Source organism: Jiangella asiatica, assembly GCF_004349065.1.
GTDB lineage: Bacteria > Actinomycetota > Actinomycetes > Jiangellales > Jiangellaceae > Jiangella > Jiangella asiatica.
In genome coordinates this window covers 75,360-97,738 of record NZ_SMKZ01000005.1, presented here as the reverse complement: position 1 = coordinate 97,738, position 22,379 = coordinate 75,360, and the positions used below count along the sequence as shown (strand labels likewise).

Here is a 22,379-nt window from a genome sequence, read left to right as displayed (position 1 = left end):
TGGTGGTGTGGCCATCATGACAGTGGTGTAGTTCGGGTGTCAAACAGGCGTTCGATTCACCTTTCTGTCCTGGACATATCCCTGGCAAGCTCCTCGAGGGTCGTGATGAGCGCCCGGGTCTCGGTGGCGGTCAGCAGCGACAGGTTGCCGCGCCGCGGCCGGCCGAGGGCGATCCGCAGGGTGGGGGCGGTGGTGCCCTCGAGCCAAGCCGCGCCGCCGCCGGGCAGGCGTCGGACGTCGCCGAGACACGTGCCGCTGGGGTCGTGCTCGACGCACCACGGGAAGCCCGAGGATTCGTCGTGGGTGGCGATGAGGCGGCCTCCGTTCGCCGTCGTAGGGGACTGGTCGGATGGGGATGGCCCGGGTCTGGTCGGGACTGCTGACGGCGCCGGGCGGCGCGGGACGCAACCTTCGCCGTCGGCGGCGCACGGGCGTCCCACCGGCTGCGGGAGCCGTGCACGGGCACAGAGTTGCCGGGGTGTGGGCCGACGTCAACGCGGGTCTTTATAGAAGGGCGCGGCGCACCCGGAACGTCGTCGGCGCGGCTCGGTAAGGTCGGTCGCGTGGCCAGCCTCGACGACGTCGTCGCCGCCCTCGAGCGGCTCTATCCACCTGCCCTGGCGGAGTCGTGGGACGCCGTCGGCCTCGTGTGCGGCGACCCCGACGCCGACGTCGGCCGGGTGCTGTTCGCCGTCGACCCGGTGGTGACGGTGGTCGACGAGGCGCTGGCCTGGGGCGCCGGCCTCGTCCTCACCCACCACCCGCTGTTCCTGCGGCCGGTTCACGGCGTGCCGGCCACGACGCCCAAGGGCCGGCTCGTGCACCGGTTGATCACCGGAGGGTGTGGCCTTTATGTGGCACACACGAACGCCGACCGCGCAGCACCCGGCGTCAACGACGCGTTGGCCGCCGCGCTGGGCCTCGAGCGCACCCAGCCGCTGGTTCCGGCCGACGCCGCCGACCCCGCCGTCGGGCTGGGGCGCGTCGGTGCGCTGGCCACGCCGGAGCCGCTGGCCGAGTTCGTCAAGCGGGTGGTCCGCGGGCTGCCGCCGACGGCGGCCGGCGTGCGCGCCATGGGCGACCCTGACACCGTCGTCGGGACCGTGGCGGTCTGCGGCGGCGCCGGCGACTCCCTGCTCGACACCGTCAAAGCCGCCGGCGTGGACGCCTATGTCACGGCGGACCTGCGCCATCACCCGTCGTCGGAGGCCGGGGAGTCCGGTGGGCCAGCCCTGGTCGACGTCGCACACTGGGCGAGTGAGTGGCCATGGCTGGCCGACGCGGCCGCCCGCCTGGCGGCGGAGTTGTCGTCTCGGGGCAGTACGGTGGAGACTCGCGTCTCGAGCACACCCACCGACCCGTGGACCATGCATGAATCGTCCTGAGAGCCCCGGTCGCCCGGGCCGACGAAGGAGGCTCCCCTGAACGCTGACCCCGCCGTGCAGTTGCGACTGCTCGATCTCCAGACGGTCGACCAGACGCTGGACCAGCTCGCCCACCGCCGCACGGCGCTGCCGGAGGCGGCGGAGCTGGAGACGTTGGCCGCCGAGCACAGCCGGCTGCGCGACGCCGAGGTGGTCGCCGCCACGGCCGTCGCCGACCTCGAGCGCGAGCAGAAGCGCGCCGACTCCGAGGTCGAGCAGGTCCGCGCCCGCAAGGACCGCGACCAGCAGCGCCTCGACGCCGGCCAGGTCTCCTCGGCGAAGGAGCTGGAGAGCCTGCAGAGCGAGATCGCCTCGCTCAACCGCCGGCAGAGCGTGCTCGAGGACGCCGAGATCGAGATCATGGAGCGCCTGGAGGAGGCGCAGCATGAGGCCGCGGCGCTGGCCGCCGAGCGCGAGGGCGTCGGCAAGCGGGCGCAGGAGGTCCAGAGCGCGCGCGACGCCGCCTGGGCGAAGATCGACGAAGATGCCGCCGCGGCGCGCGGCGAGCGGTCGACCCTGGCCGCAGAGATGCCGGCCGACCTGCTGGCGCTCTACGAGAAGATCCGTGCCGAGCGCGGCGGCATCGGTGCGGCGGCGCTGCGGCAGGGCCGGTGCGAGGGCTGCCGGCTGCAGCTCGACGCCGCCGAGCGCAATCGCATCCGCGGCCTGGCACCGGACGTCGTCGTTCGCCACGACGAGTGCCGCCGCATCCTGGTCCGCACGCCCGAGTCCGGCCTGTGAGCGGACGCCGGCTGATCGTCGAGGCGGACGGGGGTTCGCGCGGCAATCCCGGCGCGGCGGCGTACGGCGCAGTCGTACGCGCCGCCGACACCGGCGAGGTGCTGGCCGAGGTGGCCGAGGCCATCGGCGTCACGACGAACAACGTCGCCGAGTATCGCGGCGTGCTCGCGGGTCTGCGTGCCGCCCGCCAGATCGACCCGGACGCCGTCGTCGAGGCGCGGCTGGACTCCAAGCTCGTGGTCGAGCAGATGTCCGGCCGGTGGAAGATCAAGAACCAGGACCTGCAGCCGCTGGCCCTGGAGGTCCGCCGGGTCTTCCCACCCGGACGGGTCACCTACACCTGGGTGCCCAGGGCACAGAACGCCCACGCCGACACGCTGGTCAACCAGGCGCTGGACGGCAAGCCCATCGGGGTCGCGTCCGTGGTGCCGCCGGCTCCCACGTCCGTGGAGGAGGGCGCGGCCGTGGACGACCACGCCGGCGAGGTCGAGCCGGCCGAGCCCACGAGCCCGGCCAACCGGCTCGCGGCCTGGAGCCCGGAGCTCGGCACGCCGACGACGCTGCTGATCGTGCGGCACGGCCAGACCGCGTTGACCGCCGCCCGCCGGTTCAGCGGCGGCGGCGTGGACGGCCCGGAGCTGGACGAGGTCGGGCGCGGGCAGGCGGCCCGGGCGGCCGAGCTGCTCGCGGCGTCGGGGGCGATCGCCGTCGTTGCCTCGCCCATGGTGCGTACGCGGCAGACGGCCGAGGCCGTCGCCGCTCGGCTCGGCGTGTCCGTGCGCGTCGACGACGACTGGCGCGAGTGCCACTTCGGCGACTGGGAGGGCCGCACGCTCGCCGAGATCACCGAGCGGTACCCCGAGGGGGTGGCGAGTTGGTACGGCTCGACAGCGACCGCGCCGCCCGGTGGCGAGTCGCTGGACGACGTCGCCCGGCGGGTGTCGGTCGCCCGCGACAAGCTGCTGGCCAGGTACCCGGGGCAGACCGTCGTCGTGGTGACGCACTCGATGCCCATGCGCGTGCTGACCCGGATCGCGCTCGGCGCGCCGCCGGCGACGCTGTTCAGGCTGCTCCCGGCGCCCGGCTCGGTCACCGAGATCCAGCACTACGCCGACGGCACGATCGCCCTGCCGCGCTTCGGCCAGCGCCCGTAGACCCCGCGGATCGGGTCGCGGGAGGGCCTCAGCCGACCGCGCTGGGCCAGGTGTGGACGGGCTGGTTGGCATGCATGTGGTCGCAGTACTGGCCGAGCATGCGGCGCAGGGCCTCGTCGCGGCTGACCGACGAGGTGTCGAAGAGGTCGTGGAACGCGCGCACCTGCCAACCGGCGCCGGTGATGCCGGTAGCGCAGCGCTGCTCGATGATCCCGAGCAGCCGCTCGCGTTCCTCGGTGTCGACATCCCAGCGCCGCAGGCCCTCGTGCGCGAGCGGGAGCAGCCGGCGCAGCACGAGCTCGGCCACCGGCACCTGGCCGAGGCCGGGCCAGTACACGTGGGCGGCGATGCCGTCGCGGGCGCAGGCGTGGAAGTTCTCCTCGGCGGCGCTGAACGACATCTGCGTCCAGACGGGCCGGTCCTCGTCGGACAGCGCCCGGACCAGCCCGTAGAAGAACGCGCCGTTGGCGAGGATGTCGACGACGGTGGGCCCGGCAGGTAGCACGCGGTTCTCGACTCGCAGGTGCGCCCGGCCGCGCACCACCGCGTAGACCGGCCGGTTCCAGCGGTAGATGGTGCCGTTGTGCAGGGTCAGCTCGGCCAGCGCCGGGGTGTCGCCGCGGTCGAGCACGTCGACGGGGTCCTCGGTGGAGCAAATGGGCAGCAGCGACGGGAAGTAGCGGACGTTCTCCTCGAACAGGTCGAAGATGGAGGTGATCCACCGCTCGCCGAACCACACCCGCGGGCGTACGCCCTGTGCCTTGAGCTCCTCGCTGCGGGTGTCGGTGGCCTGCTCGAACAGTGCGACGCGAGTCTCGGCCCACAGTTCCTTGCCGAACAGGAACGGAGAGTTGGCGCCGACGGCGATCTGGACGCCCGCGACCGCCTGCGCGGCGTTCCACATGGCCGGGAACTGCTCCGGGCTCACCTGCAGGTGGAACTGCGTGCTGGTGCAGGCGGCCTCGGGGACAATGGTGTCGGACGTGGCCCGCAGCCGTTCGCGTCCGTCGATGGCGAGGTGCAGGTCCTCGCCGCGGGCGGCCAGGATCTGCTCGTTCAGCAGGGCGTAGCGCGGGTTGCCCGACAGCGCCCGCCCGGACATGTGCTCCTGGCGCAGCGTGGGCAGGATGCCGATCATGACCTGCCGGGTGCCGACGGCGCGTGCCTTCTCCTCCGCGGCGTTGAGGCTGGCCCGTACGTCGCTCTCGAACGTGCTGGCGCCGTGCCCGCTGAGCTGGCGCGGCGCGAGGTTGATCTCGAGGTTCCACTGGCCCAGCTCGGTCTGGAACGCCGGGTCGGCGATGGCGGCCAGGGCCTCGGCGTTGCGCATGGCCGGTTCGAACCGTTCGTCGACCAGGTTGAGCTCGATCTCCAGACCTGTCATCGGCCGCTCGAACTCGAAGTGCGCCTCCCGCAGCATCCGCTCGAACGCGTCCAGGCCGCGGCGTACCTTCACCCGGTAGCGCGTGCGGTCAGCACGGCTGAACTCGCGCCTGTCGACGTCCTCGCCCATGTGGCCTCCCCGCGACCTGCCTGGCCATTATCCCGTCCGGCGAGCTATCCACGGTGATGTCGGTCACAGCAAATCTACGAGGTCGCCACCTCGGTCACGACGACGTCCAGGGTGCCCGGCCGCCCGGGGCGGGACGGCGCGGCCAGCTCGACCGTCCAGCCGTGGCGGGCCAGCGTGTGCGCGAGCGCGTCCGGATTGCGCGGGCCGCGCGCGCCCGTGGCCCGCCCGTCGTCGAGCAACCGCCGCACGAGCCGGCCCTTCGTGGCCTTGTTGTGGTGGCTGACGACGGTGCGCCGGCCGGCATGCTCGTGCAGGATCCGGACGACGACGGTGCGGTCGGCGACCTCGCCGGAGGGCCGCCAGAACGCCGCGTACGTGCTGGAGCGGAGGTCGACGACGAGCCCGTCACCGGCCGCCGCGGGCACGCTCTTCGCCAGCGGACGGCGCCAGTACGCCGCCAGCGGCCCGACGCCGGGCAGGCTGACTCCGCCGCCCAGTCGGTACGCAGGTATGACGTCCGAGGGGCGCAGCAACCCCCACAGGCCACTCGTGACCAGCAACGACGCCTCGGCGCGGCGGGCCGGTGCGCCGCGCAGCGACCGCAGGCCGAGCGCGTCGTACAGGATGCCGGCGTAGATCTCGCGGGCCGGTGCGGCCGGCACCTGGGGCAGGACGGCGTTGTGTGCGATGTCGTCGACCTGTTTCGGGCCCAGCCCCAGCACGGTGGCCGCCGTCGTGGGATCGGTGCCGCACAGCCGGACCAGCGCGCCCAGCAGGTCGACCCGCTCGCCGGTCAGCTCCGGGAACGACAGCGCGTCGAGGTCGACGGGCGGCCCGCTCGCCGGCGCCGCCTTCCCTTCGGACGGCGGGAGCAGGATCAGCACGCCCGCCAGCCTATCTTCCTCCCATGATCATCAACGGTTGGCGACGCCATGGCGTCGCCAACCGTTGATGATCATGGGGGATACTGTGGGAGGCATGGCGACGTACACCCACGGTCACCACGACAGCGTGCTGCGCTCGCACCGCTGGCGCACCGTCGAGAACTCCGCTGCCTATCTGCGCGACCACCTCGTGCCCGGTGCGCAGGTGCTCGACGTCGGGTGCGGTCCCGGCACTATCACCGCCGAGATGGCGACGCTGGTGGCGCCGGGGCGCGTGGTCGGGGTGGACAGCTCGGCGGAGGTGATCGACGCGGCCCGGCCCCAGCTCACGGCCGCTGCCGGGCCGGCCGTTACCGCGACCGGCGGCGGGCCGGGCCCCGTCGCCGCCGGGAACCTCGACTTCGTCGCCGGCGACGCGACGTCGCTGGCCTTCGCCGACGCGTCTTTCGACGTCGTCCACGCGCACCAGGTGCTCCAGCACGTGCCCGACCCGCTCGCCGTGCTGCGCGAGATGGGCCGCGTCTGCCGGCCCGGCGGGGTGGTCGCTGCCCGCGACTCCGACTACAGCGGCATGACGTGGTACCCGCTGCTGCCGGGGCTGTCGGAGTGGCTCGACCTGTACCGGACGCTGGCCAGGCAGAACGGCGGCGAGCCGGATGCGGGGCGGCGGCTGCTGTCCTGGGCCCGCGCGGCCGGGCAGGGTGAGGTCACCGCCACCGCGAGCGTCTGGTGCTTCGCCGATCCGCGGGCACGGCAGTGGTGGGGCGACATGTGGGCCGACCGCGTTGTGGGCTCGGCCTTCGCCGGCCAGGCGGTCGACCGCGGCCTGGCCACGACCGCGGACCTCGATCGGTTGGCCGCGGCGTGGCGGACCTGGGCGGCCCACGACGACGGCTGGTTCGTCGTGCCGCACGGTGAGATCGTGGTTCGTGTCACCGAGTTCGAGTTCGTTCCGACGGCCCTCCACCACTAGGGTTCCTCTGTGCTCACGATGCAGGACGCGCTGCTGGCGCTGACGAAGTACTGGACCGACAGGGGCTGCCTGATGGTGCAGCCGTTCAACACCGAGGTGGGCGCCGGAACCATGAACCCGGCGACCATCTTGCGGGTGCTGGGTCCCGAGCCCTGGCACGTCGCCTACGTCGAGCCCAGCGTCCGTCCCGACGACGCCCGGTACGGTGAGAACCCCAACCGGCTGCAGACGCACACCCAGTTCCAGGTCATCCTCAAGCCCGACCCGGGTGACCCGCAGGAGATCTACCTGGCCAGCCTCGAGGCGCTGGGCATCGACATCCACGCCCACGACATCCGGTTCGTCGAGGACAACTGGGCCTCGCCGGCCCTGGGCGCGTGGGGGCTGGGCTGGGAGGTCTGGCTCGACGGCCTCGAGATCACCCAGTTCACGTACTTCCAGCAGGCCGGCGGACAGACGCTCGACCCGGTCTCGGTCGAGATCACCTATGGCATCGAGCGCATCATCATGGCGCTGCAGGGCGTGAGCCACTTCAAGGACATCGCCTACGCGCCGGGCATCTCCTACGGCGAGGCGTTCGGCCAGGCCGAGTACGAGATGTCGCGCTACTACCTCGACGACGCCGACATCGAGGCCAACCGGCGGCTGTTCGACACCTACGCCGCCGAGGCCGAGCGCATGATCGCCGAGCGGCTGCCGGTGCCGGCGCACACCTACGTGCTCAAGTGCTCCCACACGTTCAACGTGCTCGACTCCCGTGGCGCCATCAGCACCACCGAGCGGGCCAAGGCGTTCGCCCGGATGCGCGGGCTGGCGCGTGAGGTGTCGGCGCTGTGGACCGAGCGCCGCGAGGAGCTCGGCTACCCGCTGGGCGTGGTGGCCCGGCCGGGTCTGGACGGCGACGACGCCGAGCCGCTGCTGCCCGACGCTCCGATGGCCGAGCTGCCCGGGTCGGCGCCGCTGCTGTTCGAGATCGGCACCGAGGAGTTGCCGCCGCACGAGGTCACCAACACCGTCGCGGCCGTGCGCTCGGCGGTCGAACGGAAGCTCGGTGCCACCAGGCTCGGACACGGCGAGATCACGGCCGTCGGCACGCCCCGCCGCGTCGTCGTGCAGGTCGACGCCGTCGAGCCGCGCGAGCCCGACGCCGACCGCACCGTCCGCGGGCCCCGGGTGAGCGCCGCCTACGACGCCGACGGCGCGCCGACCAAGGCGCTGCTCGGGTTCGCCCGCGGTCAAAACGTCGACGTCTCCGAGCTGTCCACGGGCGACTTCGGCGGCAACGAGCACGTTGTCGTCAACGTCGTCGACCCCGGCCGCGGCGCGGTCCACGTGCTGTCGATCCTGCTGGCCGAGGTCGTGTCGGAGCTGCGCTCGGAGAAGAACATGCGCTGGGGCGACCCTGCGCTGTCGTTCACCCGGCCGATCCGCTGGCTCACCGCGCTGCTGGGCGAGACAGTCGTGCCGGTGCGGGTGTCCTCGCTGGCCAGCGGCCGCAGCACCCGGGTGCACCGGACCGCGGCCGAGCCGGTGGTGACGGTGCCCACGGCGGCGGGCTACCTGGAGTTCCTGGCCGGCCACGGCATCGTCGCCGACGGTGCCCGGCGCCGCGCCGCGGTGGTCGCGGCGGCGTCGTCGCTGGCCGCCGGCGTCGACGGGCAGGTCGACACCGAGGGCGAGGCCGGCCTCGTCGACGAGATCACCAACCTGGTCGAGGAGCCCAACGCCCTGCTCGGCGCGTTCGATACCGGCTACCTCGAGCTGCCGGAGCAGATCCTGACCACGGTCATGCGAAAGCACCAGCGCTACCTGCCGGTGCGCGCGGCCGACGGCACCCTGCTGCCCTACTTCGTCGCCGTCGCCAACGGCGCGTGCGAGGCCGACGTGGTCCGCGCCGGCAACGAGGCGGTGCTGCGGGCCCGGTACGAGGACGCCGCGTTCTTCTGGCGTGCCGACCTGCAGGTGCCGCTGGAGCAGTTCAAGGCCGGCCTGTCCAAGCTGACGTTCGAGGAGAAGCTCGGCTCGATGGCCGAGCGGGCGGCACGCATCGAGACCATCGCCGCCGACTTGGCCAAGGGGGTCGAGCTGTCGTCGGCGGACTTCTCCGCGCTGGAGCGGGCCGCGGCGCTGGCGAAGTTCGACCTCGCGTCGCAGATGGTGGTCGAGCTGTCCAGCCTGGCAGGCGTCATGGCGCGCGAGTATGCCGTGCGAGCGGGGGAGTCGCCGGAGGTCGGGCAGGCGCTGTTCGACATGGAGCTGCCTCGGCACACCAGCGACGCCCTGCCGTCGTCGCTGGCCGGTGCGGTGCTGGCGCTGGCCGACCGGTTCGACCTGCTCATGGCCATGTTCGCGCTCGGTGCCAAGCCGACCGGCAGCTCGGATCCGTTCGGGCTGCGGCGCGCGGCCCTCGGCGTGGTGCGCATCCTGCGCGACGCGCCGGCACTGTCGTCGGTCACGGTCGACGGCGGCCTCGCGGTCGCGGCGGACCGGCTGCGCGCCCAGGGCATCGAGGTCGGCGACGACGCGGTGGCGGCGGCGCGCGAGTTCGTGGTGGCCCGGCTGGCCCAGCAGCTGCGTGACGAGGAAGTCCCGGCCGACTTCGTCTCGGCCGTCCTGCCCGGTGCCGACGCGCCCGGCCAGGCCGTGGCCACCCTGTCGGCGCTGCGCTCGCGGTCCGGCGACGACGGCTTCCGGTCGCTGGTCGCCGCCCTGCAGCGGATCGCGCGCATCGTCCCGGCGGACACCGCGGCCTCCTTCGACGCCGCACTGCTCACCGAGCCGGCCGAGCAGCGCCTGGTGGCCGCGGTGTCGGCGCTGGGCGACTGGTCCGGCCGCCCGGTCGACGAGTTCGCCGAGGCCGCAGGCGCACTGGTCGAGCCGGTGAACGCGTTCTTCGACGACATCCTGGTGATGGCCGACGACCCCGCGGTGCGGGCGGCACGGCTGGGCCTGCTGGCGACGATCAGCGCCCACAGCCCTCGCTCGGTCGACTGGGCCGCCCTCGACACCGCCCTCGGCTGAGCGCCGGTGTGGCCGAGACTCGGGCGCGCTGGGCTCGGTGATCGCGGATCAGCCAGTCCTCGGTGAGCCGCGGATCGTCGTCGCCGCGGCCGGCGGTGATCTCGGCGAGGTAGCGGCGGTCGGCGGCGAGGCGGTTGCGTAGTGCGGCGCCGTTGCCGACATGCCCATGGCCCGGTACGACGTGGGCGATGGAGGCGGCCAGCGTGTCGAACAGGTCCAGCGCGTGGTGGTAGTCGTCCAGCGGGTCGGCGGCGTCGAGGTCGAGCAGCGGTATCTCGATGTCGGAGCACATGTCGCCGGTGACCAGCACGTGCGCGTCGACGATGTGCAGCGCGGCATGCCCAGGAGCGTGCGCCTGGTGCTCGATGACGTTGACGCGCGGGCCGCGCCAGGGAACGCTGGGGCTGGCGTCGGGCAGCGGGACGAGCCGGCCGAAGAGGTCGTCGTCGGTGCCGTGGGCGAGTTCGGCGGCGAGGGCGAGGCCCCGCTCGCGGTCCGTGGCCGCCGCGACGACGGCCCTCGCCGTCGCGAACCGCGGCACGTCGCCGAACGCGCGGGCCCACAACACGTGGTCCCAGTGCGGGTGGGTGGCGAACCCGGCGGCGACATGCAGGCCGCGATGCGCGAGCTCGGCGGCCAGCAGGTCCAGCTCGGCCGGGGTGATGCCCGGATCGATCAGCAGGCAGCTGCCGTCGTCGGCGGCGACCACCGTGGTGGTGCTCGTGCAGAAGTCGTGCGTGGCGACGAGGACGCCGCGGGTCACCTCGACGAGACCGGCCATGCGGGGGACCGTACCGCCGACCGGTGACACCGTCGCCGGCGGATGGGGAGTTCCCCGCCTCTGTCGAGCACCGCTACGGTACGACCGAGCTCACCGAGGCTCCCGAGCGCATCGTCACCCTCGGGTTCAGCGACCAGGACGCCGTGCTGGCCTTCGGCATCGCACCGGTCGCCGTCACCGACTGGTACGGCGAGCACCCGCATGCCACTTGGCCGTGGGCCCAGGACGAGCTCGGCGACGCCAAGCCGATGGTGCTCAACGAGGGCGCCTTCACCGGCGTGCAGAACTTTGACTACGAGGTCATCGCCGAGCTCGACCCGGACCTGATCATCGGCCTCTACACCGGTATGACCCAGGAGGAGTACGACACGCTGTCGGTCATCGCGCCGACCGTGGCCTCGTCGCCGGACTATCCCGAGTACGGCATGCCCTGGCAGGAGACCACCAGGATGGTCGGTCAGATTCTCGGCCAGGCCGACCGGGCGGAGGGGCTGATCACCGAGGTCGACGGGTTGTTCGCCGCCGACGCTGCCGCCGCCCACCCCGAGTTCGCGGGCGTGGAGATGGTGGTCGCGGAACAGTTCGAACCCGGTTCGTCGTTCGCCCGCAGCGCCACCGACCCGCGCACGGTGTTCATGACGTCGCTGGGCTTCGTGCTGCCCGACGACATCGCCGAGCTGGCCGGCGACCTCGACGGCGCCCCGATCAGCGACGAGCTCATGGCACAGCTGGACCGCGACCTGCTGATCTCGAACGTCGGGTCCGAGCCCGACCTGCGCGAGCAGATCGAGGCGAAGCCGCTGTACGACCAGCTGCAGGTGGTGCAGGACGGTCGCGTGCTGTTCATCGAGGATCTGCTGGTGTCCGGGGCGCTCACGTGGTCGACGGTGCTCAGCCTGCCGTACGCGCTGGAGCAGCTGGTGCCGCAGCTGGCCGAGGTAGTGGGCGGCAGCGGGAGCTAGCCGGGCTTGCGGGCCCAGAACAGCGCGTGCCCGCCGACGCCTTCGGGGACGAAGCCCTGGTGCTCGACGTCGAGACCGGCGGTGGCGATCCAGGCGCGGTAGGTGGCGGCGTCGGTGTGGCTCCACCACATCGTGGCGCCGCCGCCGAGCCAGTCGTCCTCGGTGCCGGTCCACGCGGCGTCGCCGGTGGTGGCGAGGAACCAGCCGCCGGGACGCAGCCATCCGGCGATCCGGGCCAGCAGTGAGGACTGCTCGTCGAGCGGCACGTGGATGATCGCGTAGAGACAGACGACGGCGTCGAAGGAAGCCGCCGGGAACTCGACCTCGGTGGCGTCGGCCTGCACGAACGTCGCCGACGGGACCAGCCGGCGGGCCCGCTCGACCTGCACCGCACTGAAGTCGACGCCGGTGACATGGAAGCCTTTGGCAGTGAGGTCGCGGGCCATTGGCACCCCGTTGCCGCAGCCCAGGTCGAGGACCCGGCCGCGGCCCGGCAGCTGCGTGCTCAGCTCGTCTGCCCAGGTGCCGTACCTGCCACTCTGGGCGTCGTCGGCGCGGTAGGCGCGGGAAACGGCGTCGTAGCCCCGGCGCACGGTTGCCTTCGGGTCGTCCGTGGTCACGACGCGCAACCGTACGCCGTCGTTCGATGAGAATCCTCCGAATAACCGCCACAAGATCTGTACGGAAGCCGCGAAAGGCGCTAATGTCCCGGGCTTTGGCGGAGGGGAAGATCCACCGCCTGTCGACAATTCAAAGGGGGGCGGCCTTGAAGAAGGTCACCATTGCGGTTTTCGCCGCGCTCGCGTTGGCACTGGCCGGCGCGGCGCCAGCTCAGGCAGACCTGAGCGACGAGGTGCTCGGCACCGAGGCGAACGAGACTCAGCCGGAGGCCACCGAGGACGCGCCGGCCGAGGAGTCGCCGGCTGCGGAGACCAAGGACGCGGCCGACTGTGCCGCGTACGCGAACGCGGACGCCTGGTGCGAACCGGACGTCGACGACTACGACTGTGATCAGATCGACGAAGCCCACAAACCGGTCCACGTCGTGGACCCGTCGAACGATCCGTTCCTGCTGGACGACGACAACGACGGCGAGGGGTGCGAGGTGTCGTCCGGCGGTGACGCCGGCGGGGGCGGTGACGAGGGCGGTACGCCGGATGAGCCCGATGAGGCGGTTGGCGACTGCGCTCACTACGCGGACTCCGCGGCGTGGTGCGTAGACGGTGTCGAGGATTACGACTGCCCGGACATCGACGACGCCCACAAGCCGATCGAGCTGTTCGACGCCGAGAAGGACCCGTTCCACCTGGACCGTGACGTCGACGCGCTCGGCTGCGAGATCGGCGAGGACGACGACGGCGGTTCGGCCGGCGACGACGGAGGCGGCGACGGCGGCAGCGACGACGGCGGCGCGACCGGTGGGGAACAGCTCCCCAACACCGGAAGCCCGAGCCTCGGGCTGCTCTGGTTCGCGGCCATCGCGTTCGTCGCCAGCGGCGCACTGCTGATGCGGCGCCGCGCGAACACTGTCCGGTAGTGGCGGTGGTGGTCCGGTGGCGTCTACGGCGTCACCGGACCACCGTCCTCGCGCTCCATGTCGTCGGGGTCCGCGTCGTCGTGCCGGGCGGACCGGAACGGTGACACCGCCAGCGCCACCGACACCAGCACGAAGCCCGCGACGCCGATCCACAACGTCACCCGGTCGCCGATGCCGTCGGCGAGCAGGCCGCCGAGCGGCGCGCCGGCCACGATCACGGCCCGGTTGATCGACCGCATGGTGGTGTTCATGCGGCCCTGCAGCTCGTCGGGGGTGACCGCCTGGCGATACCCCATCTCGTTGGCGTTCTCCGCGCCGATGGTCAGGCCGTACAGGAACTGCCCGGCAGCGACGACGGCGAGCGCGGCAGCTTCGCCGTCGCCCGGAGCCAGCGCGATCACCGCCCAGGCGACCGCCGTGCCCGCACGGCAGGCGATCACGGTGCGCCCCGCGCCCCATCGCAGGCCGAGACGGGTCGAGAGCAGGCTGCCGACGAGTCCGCCACCGCCGGCGAACGAGAGCGCCACGCCGAGCTCGAACGGCGTCAGCCCCAGCCGCAGCAGCGCGAACGGCGCAAACACCGTCAGCAGCATGCTGTTGAACAGGAACCAGCCGTGGGTGGTCACGGCGAGCGGTGCGAGCATCCGGTGCCGGTAGACCCACCGCAGGCCCGCGCCGATCTCGCGGCGCAGGTTCAGCGGCCGGCCGCCGGTACCGGCCCGCGGCTCGGCCACCCGGATGCAGGCGACCGCCGCGGCCGAGAACAGATACGAGACCGCGTCGACGACGACGGCGAGCGGCGCACCCAGCCAGCTCACCAGACCTCCGGCGACGACCGGGCCGGACGTCTGCGCGACGGCGCCGCTCTGGTCGAGACGGGCGTTCGCCGCCAGTAGCGCTGACGGCGGCACCAGGCGGGGCAGGAACGACTGCGTGGCGGCGTCGTTCAGCAGCGACATGACGCCGAACACCGTCACGAACCCGATGAGCACCGGGAGCGTGAGCCGGTCCAGGTGCCAGCACAGCGGGATGAGGCACAGCAGGAGCCCGCGAGCGACGTCGGTGGCGACGAGCACCGGCCGGCGCCGCCACCGGTCGACCAGCGCGCCCACGACCAGGCCGAGGACGAGGTACGGCGCCCAGCGCGCGGCATTCATCAGCCCGACGTCGGTGGCGGTGCCGTGCAGCGTGACGACGATGAGGACCTGCAGCGCCATGGTGGTGACGTAGGTGCCGAACTCCGACACCGTCTCGGCCGCCCAGAACGCCGGGTAGCCGGGATACCGGAAGACGTCGCGGTGCCCTCGGCGATCGTCGCCCGTCATCAGGTGAGGCTATCGAAGCGGCAGTTGAGGGGACGAGCCGGCCTGTAGGCCGGATTCTGTGGTTCCCGGCGGACCGGGACCGGCGACCATCCATCTACGACCGCCGTTGCCGGCGGCCTCCAGCGGTCTACCCGGGAACTCGGGCGGGCCGCCCTCGAACGTTCCCTGTCTGACCTTGCTCCAGGTGGGGTTTACCGAGCCGCCCCAGTCACCTGGGGCGCTGGTGGTCTCTTACACCACCGTTTCACCCTTACCGCCCGTGACGGGCGGCGGTTTGCTTTCTGTGGCACTATCCCGCGGGTCACCCCGGGTGGGCGTTACCCACCACCCTGCCCTGTGGAGTCCGGACCTTCCTCGGCGAAGCCTGAAAGGCTCCGACGCGGCCGCCCGGCCGACTCGTCCTCGCTACCAAGACTACCGTATCTGCGCTGCTCACACGGAACGTTCGGCGGCGGTCAGCGCGGCGCCGATGATGCCGCCGTCGTTGCGCAGCCCGGCCGGGACTATGGGCGTCCGGAGGTCGAGCAGGTGCAGGAACTTGTCGGCCTTCTTGCTCACGCCGCCGCCGACGACGAACAGGTCGGGGGAGAAGATGAACTCGAGGTGGGAGTAGAAGGCCTGCAGCCGTTCCGCCCACTCCTCCCAGGACAGGCCCTTCTCCTCGCGCACCGACGCGGCCGCGTACTTCTCCGCCTCGTGGTGGTGGTGGTTCAGGTACAGGTGGCCGAACTCTGTGTTGGGCAGGAGGACCCCGTCGTGCAGGACGGCGCTGCCGATGCCGGTGCCGAGCGTGGTGACGATGACGACGCCGTCGACGTCGGCGGCCGCGCCGAAGCGGTCCTCGGCGACCCCGGCCGCGTCGGCGTCGTTGAGGACGGTGACCCGCTGGCCGCTGCGCTCGCTGAGCACCTGTTCGAGGTCGACGCCGACCCAGGACTTGTCGACGTTGGCCGCCGACCCGACCACGCCGCGCCTGACGATGCCGGGGAACGTGCAGCCGAACGGGCCGGACCAGCCGATCTGTTGCAGAACCTGCAGCACCACCGCGATGACGTTGTCGGGGGTGGACTCGTCGGGGGTGTCGATGCGGACGCGTTCGGCGGCAAACTCACCTTTGGCGAGATCGACCGGTGCCCCTTTGATGCCGCTGCCGCCGATGTCGATGCCGAAGCCCTGCGTCGTCGAGGTCACGCCTTCAAGCTTCGCTCATGTGCGCGGTGGCGACCAAGTGAACGTCTCAAACGTGTGTCAGGGCAGCGTGAGGATCTCCGCTCCGTTCTCGGTGACCAGCAGCGTGTGCTCGAACTGGGCCGATCGGCGCCCGTCGCCGGTGACGACCGTCCAGCCGTCGTCCCACATCGTCCACTCGTGCGTGCCGAGGTTGAGCATGGGCTCGATGGTGAAGACCATGCCCGGCTCGATGACCGTCGTCGACCCGGGATCGTCGTAGTGCGGGATCACCAGGCCGGAGTGGAACGACTCGCCGACGCCGTGGCCGGTGAACTCGCGGACGACGCCGTAGCCGAACCGCTTCGCGTACGACTCGATGACTCGGCCGATGACGTTGATGGCGCGGCCCGGCTTGACGGCCTTGATCGCCCGGTTGAGGGCTTCCTGGGTGCGCTGGACCAGCAGGCGGGTCTCCTCGTCGACGTCGCCGGCGAGGAAAGTGGCGTTGTTGTCGCCGTGCACGCCGCCGATGTAGGCGGTGACGTCGATGTTGACGATGTCGCCGTCGGCGATGACGGTGGAGTCGGGGATGCCGTGGCAGATGACCTCGTTGACGCTGGTGCACAGCGACTTCGGGAAGCCGCGGTAGCCGAGCGTGGACGGGTAGGCGCCGTGGTCGCAGAGGAACTCGTGGCCGACGGCGTCGAGCTCGTCGGTGGTGACACCCGGCTCGACGTGCTTGCCGACCTCGGCCAGCGCTCGAGCGGCGAGTTGGGCGGCGACGCGGATGCGCTCGATGGTGTCGGCGTCCTTGATCTCCGAGCCCGAGAACGGCGTGGGCCGGGCCTTGCCCACGTACTCGGGCCGGGCGATGGACGACGGTACTGGGCGCTCAGGCGAGACGATGCCGGGGACGACGGGGGACATGGTGTGAAAGTCTAGGCTGAGGCACGCTTCTCAGGCGAAGCCTGGGTGTTCAGCTGAGGCACGCTTCTCAGGCGAAGCCTGGGTGTTCAGCTGAGGCACGCTTCTCAGGCGAAGCCTGGGTGTTCAGCTGAGGCACGCTTCTCAGGCGAAGCCTGGATTGGGTCGACGACGGCGTGCGGCGCGGGCTGGTGGGGCGGCGAGGGAGGGAGCGACCATGGCGGACGGACCTTGGTACTGGTGCTTGGACCACGAGGCGGTGGAGCCCGTGGACGGCTGCCCCAACGACCGCAGGCTCGGCCCGTACGAAACCCGCGAGGAGGCCCAGGACGCGATCGCCCGGGCCCGGGCGCGCACTGAGCAGCAGGACGCTATCGACCGCGAGTGGAGCGGCGAGGACTGACGCCGTCTCGCCGTCAGGTTCGGCGCCTCTCGACATGAGGACTTCCGGCCGGATCGGTGGGTGAGCTCACCGTCGGCCCGTGCTCCCGTCAGCAGCGCATGCTGGGCTTTCCGACGAACAGGCGCTGGTCCCGGGCCGCATTCGTCGAAAATCGAGTATGCGTCGAGGACGCCGGCATCGAGGGCTCCGGGGGCCGGGGGTCACCGACGGATGGGCTCGTCTGGGTCCCGCCACCAGGTTCGGCGCGCCGGCTCGCCGTCGTTCCAAATGATCACGTTCAGCACGAAATCTCGTGTCGCACCATGATTGCAAGCATTGTGCGACACGAGATCTCGTGCTGAACGTGATCATTCCGGGGCCGTGGGCGGGGACGACGGCGGGGAGTCCTCGGTGGTGAGCTTGGCGGTCTGGGCCCATTCGGCCCATTCGGCGAGCGCCTGGTGCAGCCGGATGCCGGCCTCGGCGGCGATGCGCAGGGCCTGGGTGGGCGGGCTGTCGCCGAAGTCGCCGCGGTCCTTGGCGGCGGCGATGTTGCGGTAGTAGTCGGCCGTCTGGCGGTAGTACGACGCCTCGGCGGCGAGGTGCCGGCGCAGGTCGTCGGGCGGCATGAGCCAGAAGAAGACCGACCGCAGCAGCGCTTGAAGCCGCATGGTGTGGTCGACCTCGGTGTCGGTGAGCCAGCGGCGCACCTCGGCCAGGCCCTCGGAGGTGATCCGGTAGGCCTTTCGTCCGCGCGGCCCGACGCTGTCGACCTCGATCAGGCCGTCGTCGGCGAGCCGTCCGAGCTCGGCGTAGATCTTCGGGTGCTGGGCTGGCCACACCGTGCCGAGGACCTCCTGGAACCTCCCGGCGAGGTCGTAGCCGCTGGCAGGACCCTCGGCGAGTAGGCCGAGCAAGCCGTGGCGCAACGACATCGGAGCTCCTTTCTCGACGGTGACGAGTCCATCTTGACATGTCCGTTGGGCCACATTCACACTCGGACATGTCCTAAAGTACATGTCCTCTCGAACATATGGAGTGGAATCATGGCCGACAACCACAAGCGCGGCGCCGTCCTGGTGACCGGCGCGAACGGCGGCATCGGGACGGCGACCGTCCGGGCGCTGACCGAGCGCGGCGCGACCGTCTTCGCCACCATCCGTAGTGACCCCGGCGCACTGGCCGGCATCAAGGGCGTCCGGCTCGTCGAGATGGACGTCACCGACCCGGCGAGCGTGGCGCTGGCGGCGAAGAAGGTCGGGCACGACGTCGCGGGTGCCGGGCTGGCCGCCGTCGTCAACAACGCCGGCATCATCATCCAGGGCCCGCAGGAGCTGATCCCGCCGGCGGACCTGCGCCGGCAGTTCGAGGTCAACACCCTCGGCCCGGCATACGTCTCCCAGGCCTTCCTGCCGCTGATCCGCGCCGGCAAGGGCCGGATCATCAATGTCAGCGCGCCGACGGCGTGGGTGCCGGTGCCGTTCCTCGGCCCGATCGGCGCCAGCAAGGCCGCGCTGGAGTCGCTGTCGGCGGCGCTGCGCACCGAGCTGGCCGTCTGGAGGATCCCGGTGGTGATGGTCCAGCCCGGGACGACCAAGACACTCCTGTTCGCCAAGGCCGAGGCTGCCGCCCGCAATGCTCTGCAGGACGCCGATCCCGCCCAGGTGAAGCTCTACCAGCAGCACCTCGCCGCCGTCGAGAAGGCGGCGGCGAACCAGCGCCCCAGCCCGCCGGAGACCGTGGCGAAGGCCGTGGTCAGAGCGTTCGAAGCGCGACGGCCCAGGCGCTGGTACGCCGCCTCGTCCGAGGTCCGGCTCATGCGGTTCGTGTCGCGGCTGCCGGTGCGAGTCCAGGAGGCGATGATCTCCCGGGTCTTCGGTCTCTCCGGCATCAAGGCATCGGCGTGACCCGCACCATCGTCGTGGCCGGCGCCACGTCAGGCTGGTCCGGGAGGGCCGCGGAGGATCTGGGCGGCGGCCGGCCATCGGCTGGTGCTCATCGGCCGCAGCCCTGAGCGGCCCGCGTGACTGCGAAGGTGCTGCCGCCGGGCGCACCTCGTCGGCCGCCTCCTGCGACTCCGACCCGCTCGCCGGCTGTGGGACGTCACCGAGCGGCTGCGCGGCCCGTTCGGCCAGCCGTCCCAGCCGGCACGGGCAGATGGGCGAGACCGGACATGAGCCGGCGGGCGGTGCGGTCCACCGTCACCGACCGGACCGCGCCGTCAGCGTCGAACGCCGGCTCCGCAGTGGTCACGCCGCGTTGGTGGCCGACGGCGACGTCGTCGAGGCCACGGCCGACGGCCACCCGCCGCGGCACTGTGCCCGGCAGCCGGGCCGCGACCGCCAGGCACATCACCCCCGTCATCGCGAAGGCGTGGTGCACGGCACCCATCGACACCATCCGCGCGACCAGATCGATGTCGCGGGCCGCGACGAGCGAGCCGGATGCCGCCCGGTAGTCCGCCGGCGCTGCCACCACCGCGATCTTGGGCAGGTTCGCGCTCGTGACCCGGGCGGCCGCGGCGGTGCCGGCCAGTCCCACCCGGACCGCCGCCTGGGCCCGGACCGCCTCCAGCCGTTCCAGCAGCGCCGGGTCGGCGTTGAGCTCGGCGGCCGGCGCCGTCAGTCCTCCAACCAGTCCGGCGTCGTCGGCCCGGACGGCCAGGCCGACGTCCTCGGCCCGGACGAAGACGAACGGGTTCGTGACATCGACGATCGAGACCTCCACGGCTCCCAGCCCGGGCACGTCGAGCAGGTCGAGCGGCGCACCGGTCGGCAGCAGCGCGCCGAGCGTCGAGCCGGCCGGATCGAGGTACTCGTTGCGGATCCGGGCGCCCGGCCGGCTCACCCCGGCGATGGTGAAGTCGCCGTCGCCCGCGGCGCGTCCGTCGCGGACCGGCACGTGGGCGACGATGCGGCGGCCGGTGTTCTCGTTCCACAGGCGCACCGGCGTCACCGGCTCGGCCGCCTCGACCAGCCCTTCGTCCACGGCGAACGCCCCGACAGCGGCGGTCAGGTTGCCGCAGTTCCCGGCGTAGTCCACGCCGTCGCGGTCGATCAGGCCCTGGACGAACAGGTAGTCCACGTCCAGCCCCGGCCGGTCGCTGGGGCCGACGATCATCACCTTGTTCGTCGAGGACAACGTGCTGCCCAGGCCGTCGATGCGGGTGGGGTCGGCCGTGCCGAGCAGGTCGAGCATGAGACGGTCGCGCCGCGGGCCCGGTGCGGGGACGTCGCGGCGGTGGACGAAGACGCCACGGCTGGTCCCGCCGCGCATGATCACGGCCGGGATCGTCTCGGACTCGCGCGGCGCGGTCATGGCGCCAGCGCCGCGAAGAGAGGGGCCGGGTCGTCCAGCTCCGGCAGCGCCGCCACCAGCCGGGCCAGCTCGTCGGCGCCGTCCGGTGACAGCACGCCGGCGATGTTGGCGTCGAACTTCGCCCGGATCTCGGCGGGGCTCAGCGGCCGTTCCAGGGCGCCGCGGTTGACCTGCTCGCGGTGCGTGACCAGGGAGCCGTCGTCGAGCCGGATCCGCACCTCACCGCTGAAGGCGCGGGGAAACAGGCTGTCCGGGTCCGGGCCGTAGGTGGTGCGGCGGGCCAGTTCGCGGACGACGGGGTCGCCGCGCACTGCGGGGGTGAGCTCGTCGCGGGTGAATCGCCGCCGGGTGAGGGCGCTGGCGACCGCGTGTGGGACGCTGAACTGGGCCTCGTAGGCCGACCGCGGCCGGCGCTTGACCGGCAGCGGCTCGAACACGCTCGGGATCTCCTCTTCGGCGATCAGGCAGTGGATCTGTTCGATCCGCTCGGGGTCCAGGTCGTGCCGCTCGGCCAGGGCAATCGCGGCGTCGACGAAGGCGTGCACGAAATGGCACGCGGGATACGGCTTCACCGCCACGGCCCGGGTCTCCCACACGGTGCCCAGCGTGTCGAGGCGAGCCTTCAGCGCCGCGCCGTGATCGGTCCCGAGGAAGCTGGCGTACAGGCCGTAGCGGCCCTCGTAGATCTCGTCCGGGGCGACGAAGTCCTCGGCGGCCAGGGCGGCGGCGGTGATCCCCGACGCGGCGGCCCAGCCGGGGTGCAGGCGCTTCGTCCATGCGCCGTCGCCGATGAACTCCAGCAGGCCCGACGCCAGCGAGCCGGCGACACCCTGAGCGGTGGCGATGCCCTGCGCGGACAACCCGGTGAGTCTGGCCGCCGCCACGGCGGCGCCGAAGACGCCCAGGACGCCGGTGGGGTGGAAGCCGCGCAGGTGGAACGCGCCGCTCGCCGCCGCACCCAGCCGGGTCGTGACCTCGACGGCCAGGACGTACCCAAGCAGGATGTCGCCGCCGGTCAGCCCATGGCGCTCGGCCAGGCCAAGGACCGCGGGCAGCGCGCTCGCGGTGGGATGCAGGACCGCGGGCGGGTGGGTGTCGTCGAAGTCGAGACCATGGACCAGCACGCCGTTCAGGGTGACGGCGTCGCGCAGCGGCAGCCGGGTGCTCCGGCCGACGACGGTCGCGTCACCTGGAGCGTCGCCGGCGAGGGCGGTGAGGGCGCGCTCCGCGCGGACCGCGAAGTCCTCTCGGCTCGCCGCCACCGCGGTCCCGACGGCGTCGAGGATCAGCGACTGAGCCGCGTGGACGACGGGTTCGGGCAGGGCGGCGACGTCGAGCTCCTCGGCGAACTCACCGATGACCCGCGCCGCGGCGGCACCGCTCACCCGGCCCACCGCCCGTACAGGTCCAGCGCGGCGACGATGTCCGCGTCGGCCATGCCCTCACCGCGCATGATCGAGTAGAGCGAGCGTGCCGCACTCGCCATGGGCGTCGGCACACCCAGGTCGCGGGCGAGGTCGAGGCCCAGGCACAGGTCCTTGTCGGCCAGGGCGATGGAGAAGCGGCTGGCGTCGTCGCCGGCGATCCAGCGAGGGACCCGGCGGTCCAGCTGTTGCGAACTGGCGCCGCTGACGTTGAGCACGTCATACAGCGTCTGCGCCGGAACGCCGGCCCGCAGCCCCATGGTGAAGCCCTCGGCCAGGATCGCCATGTTGCTGATGGAGATGAGGTTGTTGACCAGCTTGACGGTCTTGCCGGCGCCCACCGGCCCGACGTGGTGCACCTGACCGAGGTGGGCGAGCAGGCCGGTGACGGCGTCGTCGTCGGCCGCGCCGCCGACGAGAAGGGACAGCGCGCCGCGGCGTACCTCGTCCGGCCCGCGGCTGACCCCGACGTCGACGGGGGTGTGGCCGCGGGCGGCGGCCGCCGCGCCGGCGGCGACCATGGTGGCCGGGTCGATGGTGCTGAGCTCCACCAGCGTGGTGGGCTCTTCGCACTGGGCGAGCAGGCCGTCGTCGCCCAGCCACACCTGTTCGACCACCTCCGAGTTCGGCACGCAGGTGAAGACGACCCGGGCGCGGCGGGCCACCTCGGCCAGACTGCCGGCCACCGGGACGCCGTCGGCCTCGGCCGCGGCCGACGCGGCGGCGGACGGGTCGTGTCCCATCACCGGGACGCCCTGGCCGACGAGCCTGGCGGCCACCGCCCGGCCGAGGTTGCCGAGCCCGATCATTCCCACTGTCTCGCCCACGTGGTTCTCCTCGCTCCTG

19 protein-coding genes, 1 other RNA gene and 1 pseudogene are annotated in these 22,379 nt (G+C 72.2%); 9 read left to right on the top strand and 12 right to left on the bottom strand.

Translation table 11 applies throughout. The features are described 5' to 3' along the window. Positions 1-563: 563 nt before the first annotated feature. Genes E1269_RS05615 through E1269_RS05605 form a run of 3 tightly spaced genes read left to right on the top strand, consistent with a single transcriptional unit; the run spans position 564 to position 3,319 of the window. Positions 564-1,385 (top strand): Nif3-like dinuclear metal center hexameric protein, encoded by an 822-nt coding sequence (locus tag E1269_RS05615; protein WP_131892241.1) that lies wholly within the window; start codon positions 564-566, stop codon positions 1,383-1,385. A 54-nt stretch (positions 1,386-1,439) separates the two neighbouring features. Next, complete coding sequence (locus E1269_RS05610) at positions 1,440-2,165, top strand: zinc ribbon domain-containing protein (RefSeq protein ID WP_239000791.1); 726 nt, start codon at positions 1,440-1,442, stop codon at positions 2,163-2,165. Further along, complete coding sequence (locus tag E1269_RS05605) at positions 2,162-3,319, top strand: bifunctional RNase H/acid phosphatase (protein WP_131892237.1); 1,158 nt, start codon at positions 2,162-2,164, stop codon at positions 3,317-3,319. The genes E1269_RS05610 and E1269_RS05605 overlap by 4 nt, the downstream gene beginning before the upstream one ends. Before the next feature lie 28 nt (positions 3,320-3,347). On the opposite strand, the gene E1269_RS05600 is transcribed toward E1269_RS05605, so the two are convergent. Further along, entirely contained in the window at positions 3,348-4,832 is a 1,485-nt protein-coding gene (locus E1269_RS05600; protein WP_131892235.1) for a glutamate-cysteine ligase family protein, read from the bottom strand. A 74-nt stretch (positions 4,833-4,906) separates the two neighbouring features. After that, a complete protein-coding gene (gene yaaA / locus E1269_RS05595; protein WP_131892233.1) occupies positions 4,907-5,716 on the bottom strand; it encodes a peroxide stress protein YaaA in 810 nt (269 codons plus the stop codon). 94 nt (positions 5,717-5,810) lie between these two features. Here yaaA and E1269_RS05590 point away from each other — a divergent pair, with 94 nt between their 5' ends. Continuing rightward, positions 5,811-6,689 (top strand): methyltransferase domain-containing protein, encoded by an 879-nt coding sequence (locus E1269_RS05590; protein WP_131892231.1) that lies wholly within the window; start codon positions 5,811-5,813, stop codon positions 6,687-6,689. Positions 6,690-6,707: 18 nt separating this feature from the next. After that, positions 6,708-9,710: a glycine--tRNA ligase gene (locus E1269_RS05585; protein WP_131892406.1), complete on the top strand. Its 3,003-nt coding sequence runs from the start codon at positions 6,708-6,710 to the stop codon at positions 9,708-9,710. On the opposite strand, the gene E1269_RS05580 is transcribed toward E1269_RS05585, so the two are convergent. Further along, positions 9,652-10,491 (bottom strand): MBL fold metallo-hydrolase, encoded by an 840-nt coding sequence (locus E1269_RS05580; protein WP_131892229.1) that lies wholly within the window; start codon positions 10,489-10,491, stop codon positions 9,652-9,654. The genes E1269_RS05585 and E1269_RS05580 overlap by 59 nt on opposite strands. Before the next feature lie 23 nt (positions 10,492-10,514). Between E1269_RS05580 and E1269_RS05575 the strand changes: the two genes are divergently transcribed. Further along, a complete protein-coding gene (locus tag E1269_RS05575) occupies positions 10,515-11,453 on the top strand; it encodes an iron-siderophore ABC transporter substrate-binding protein (protein ID WP_131892227.1) in 939 nt (312 codons plus the stop codon). Here E1269_RS05575 and E1269_RS05570 read toward each other — a convergent pair. Continuing rightward, positions 11,450-12,073, bottom strand: a complete 624-nt coding sequence (locus E1269_RS05570) for a class I SAM-dependent methyltransferase (protein WP_131892226.1) — start codon at positions 12,071-12,073, stop codon at positions 11,450-11,452. The two genes, E1269_RS05575 and E1269_RS05570, sit on opposite strands and share 4 nt — an antisense overlap. A gap of 146 nt (positions 12,074-12,219) precedes the next feature. Here E1269_RS05570 and E1269_RS05565 point away from each other — a divergent pair, with 146 nt between their 5' ends. Continuing rightward, positions 12,220-12,990: an LPXTG cell wall anchor domain-containing protein gene (locus tag E1269_RS05565; RefSeq protein ID WP_131892225.1), complete on the top strand. Its 771-nt coding sequence runs from the start codon at positions 12,220-12,222 to the stop codon at positions 12,988-12,990. A gap of 23 nt (positions 12,991-13,013) precedes the next feature. Here the strand turns inward: E1269_RS05565 and E1269_RS05560 are convergent, their stop codons facing one another. The 4 genes from E1269_RS05560 to map form a co-directional block, all read right to left on the bottom strand. Then, positions 13,014-14,315 carry an MFS transporter gene (locus E1269_RS05560; RefSeq protein ID WP_131892224.1) on the bottom strand — a complete coding sequence of 434 codons (1,302 nt, stop codon included), beginning with the start codon at positions 14,313-14,315 and terminating at the stop codon, positions 13,014-13,016. Positions 14,316-14,344: 29 nt separating this feature from the next. Further along, positions 14,345-14,714: RNase P RNA component class A (gene rnpB, locus E1269_RS05555), an RNA gene on the bottom strand. A 33-nt stretch (positions 14,715-14,747) separates the two neighbouring features. After that, positions 14,748-15,506, bottom strand: coding sequence for a polyphosphate--glucose phosphotransferase (ppgK, locus tag E1269_RS05550; protein ID WP_131892223.1), 759 nt, complete (start codon positions 15,504-15,506; stop codon positions 14,748-14,750). Between the two features lie 57 nt (positions 15,507-15,563). Then, positions 15,564-16,412 (bottom strand): type I methionyl aminopeptidase, encoded by an 849-nt coding sequence (map, locus tag E1269_RS05545; RefSeq protein ID WP_131892222.1) that lies wholly within the window; start codon positions 16,410-16,412, stop codon positions 15,564-15,566. 214 nt (positions 16,413-16,626) lie between these two features. Between map and E1269_RS05540 the strand changes: the two genes are divergently transcribed. Then, a complete protein-coding gene (locus tag E1269_RS05540) occupies positions 16,627-16,812 on the top strand; it encodes an SPOR domain-containing protein (RefSeq protein ID WP_131892221.1) in 186 nt (61 codons plus the stop codon). Between the two features lie 347 nt (positions 16,813-17,159). Here the strand turns inward: E1269_RS05540 and E1269_RS05535 are convergent, their stop codons facing one another. Then, positions 17,160-17,726, bottom strand: coding sequence for a PadR family transcriptional regulator (locus E1269_RS05535; RefSeq protein ID WP_131892220.1), 567 nt, complete (start codon positions 17,724-17,726; stop codon positions 17,160-17,162). Between the two features lie 111 nt (positions 17,727-17,837). On the opposite strand from E1269_RS05535, the gene E1269_RS05530 reads away from it, so the two are divergent. Beyond that, on the top strand, positions 17,838-18,698 hold the full coding sequence (locus E1269_RS05530) for an SDR family NAD(P)-dependent oxidoreductase (RefSeq protein ID WP_131892219.1): 861 nt from the start codon (positions 17,838-17,840) through the stop codon (positions 18,696-18,698). 196 nt (positions 18,699-18,894) lie between these two features. On the opposite strand, the gene E1269_RS05525 is transcribed toward E1269_RS05530, so the two are convergent. The 3 genes and pseudogenes from E1269_RS05525 to E1269_RS34015 all read right to left on the bottom strand — a co-directional run. Beyond that, positions 18,895-20,109, bottom strand: a complete 1,215-nt coding sequence (locus E1269_RS05525) for a PrpF domain-containing protein (RefSeq protein ID WP_131892218.1) — start codon at positions 20,107-20,109, stop codon at positions 18,895-18,897. After that, positions 20,106-21,494, bottom strand: a complete 1,389-nt coding sequence (locus E1269_RS05520) for an MmgE/PrpD family protein (RefSeq protein WP_203432967.1) — start codon at positions 21,492-21,494, stop codon at positions 20,106-20,108. The genes E1269_RS05525 and E1269_RS05520 overlap by 4 nt, the downstream gene beginning before the upstream one ends. Beyond that, positions 21,491-22,363, bottom strand: a pseudogene (locus E1269_RS34015) (NAD(P)-dependent oxidoreductase); the annotation flags it as partial. The pseudogene E1269_RS34015 and the gene E1269_RS05520, both read right to left, overlap by 4 nt. Positions 22,364-22,379: the final 16 nt, after the last annotated feature.